Source organism: methanotrophic endosymbiont of Bathymodiolus puteoserpentis (Logatchev) (assembly GCF_900128525.1).
Classification (GTDB): domain Bacteria; phylum Pseudomonadota; class Gammaproteobacteria; order Methylococcales; family Methylomonadaceae; genus Methyloprofundus.
Map to the genome: position 1 here is coordinate 1 of NZ_FQTQ01000018.1, position 2,045 is coordinate 2,045.

1 protein-coding gene is annotated in these 2,045 nt (G+C 34.3%); it reads right to left on the reverse strand.

Annotated elements, in window-relative coordinates:
- Positions 1-99: 99 nt before the first annotated feature.
- A complete protein-coding gene (locus BQ7314_RS01305; RefSeq protein WP_174481904.1) occupies positions 100-1,512 on the reverse strand; it encodes a hypothetical protein in 1,413 nt (470 codons plus the stop codon).
- Between the last annotated feature and the right edge of the window lie 533 nt (positions 1,513-2,045).

The following is a 2,045-nucleotide window of genomic DNA, read 5'->3' on the forward strand; positions in this document are numbered from 1 at the left end:
TGCAGAGGGTTTTAAAGAGTCAATGCGAATTGTATTTGATGAGCACCTGAGGCAATGGAATTATACTGCCATTCCTGACGCAACAACTTTATAAGTTGCCTAAGTTATTTCATGCACATTCCTAAGCAAATCTTTATTTTTTTCAATATGCCCAATAAGTGATCTTACCTCCTCTCTATTCAAACTATCTTTTAATGCTAACTGTTCACAAAATGTTTTTGCCTCTTCGACTCCATTTTTCCCACAATAGGCCGCTGCCAATTTTTGTTGAAGCTCAATTAATTTCTTTTTCCTTTGAGTCTGCTCTTTTGCAATTTTAATAATATCTGTAAATATAAAACCTTTATTTATCGTTATAAGGTCATTTGAATTGATATTAAAATACTGCTTATTGCCAATATCCATTTTGAATACATAATTTGGGAAATTATTTTGTACTTGCTGAGCAACCTCTGTACTAGAAGATAGTGCATTGACTGACTTGATCACACCAATTTCAGTTTTTTTATCTTCTGCAATAGAAAATGGAAGTAAAGCTAATGAGTTAAAAGAATTATTGAGTCTTCCAAAGATAGTAAAAATATTAGTTGAAATATCAAACAGTTCATTTTTTATTTTTTTGCTTCCTTTAGATGTAATGGTCAACCCTTTGATTTCAGGTTCAGTCGTTCTAACCGTATGGTAAAAACTAAATTCTTCCAATGTTCTGTTGGGGACGGTGAAATCAACACATTTTCCACCTATATCTTGAGAAAATGCTGAGGAATTGATTAAATCATCATTGTCAGGGAGTACGGGAACCTCACCATCACAACTGCAATCGAAGCCTTCAGAAAGATTTGATAAATCAGAAACCAATAAAATATTTTTAGGCAACTTTTTTTCTTCCAATGGAATCAAAATTGGTTGATCTTCATTACCCGTAATTATGCCAAATGCTTTTTGAAACTTTTTGTTTTCAACTTGGCCATAAAAGTATCCATTCTTGTCAGTTACAGCAGAAAAGACAGGCTTATAGCTAGTAGCATTAAAATCTGAATCGGGGTCATCGCTAACCATGATGATGACCTGTAACCCTGATGGTTTTTTCTCTCCTGAAAGATCAATCACTTTACCACTGATTTTTTTGTGGGTTTGTTCGGTGGGTGATGATGAATTAAATTTTATTACTTTAGGGTCAACAGCTATTTCAAGAGGTTTGCTGTCATCTTCAGCACTAACTGATATGTCTACTGCCTTTAAACTCTCATAACTATAAATCTGCTTCCCCAACATTTCACCGTCAGGCGCAAAAACCTCCAGTGTTATCATTTCATTGGTAAGCAATTCTTTTTTGGGAATATAAAACCTAAACAAACCACCTTCTTCGACATCTATTCTATCTTTACTAAAGACAGAATGCTTAGCAATCTCCTGTGTGTAACTAACTTTTAAAAAGTGCCCCGTATATTCATCTTTAATTGCTTGATTATCAGTGGGTACTAATTTTCCATTTACACTCATTGTTTTCATTTTTCCACCCTCCACTCTCAATTGAGTTACGCTGACTCACTACATGCTGGAAACAACTATCATCCAATATTTGGACCTGGTTAAGCATATATTAATAAGCACTATAGCCGCCCGATAAGATTTTTCTGTTAAAAATTAACAAGCTTCAACCTTATTCTCTTCCGTTTTTTTAGACTAAAAATCTGTTCAAACTTGCTTGAGGAGAGGCCTAAAGCTAACAACAAGCTACCCCCAACTAATATATCGTTCTAACTTGAATCATCTACCGCCAAAAATACTTAAACCCTATTACTCTAAACAGGGTGATATAAATTAAATATAAGAGCACTGGATATAAATAACATCCATCTTTTAGTGTTAAGTTTTTCAGCCCTATACCTTGGTTTCAGCAATATATTTAAAGCTCACTAAGGAATGTGCATGAAATAACTTAGGCAACTTATAAAGTTGTTGCGTCAGGAATGGCAGTATAATTCCATTGCCTCAGGTGCTCATCAAATACAATTCGCATTGACTCTTTAAAACCCTCTGCA

Coding starts and splice junctions, on each gene's coding strand:
- BQ7314_RS01305 (WP_174481904.1), bottom strand. CDS start 1,512: ATGAAAACAATGAGTGTAAATGGAAAATTAGTACCCACTGATAATCAA.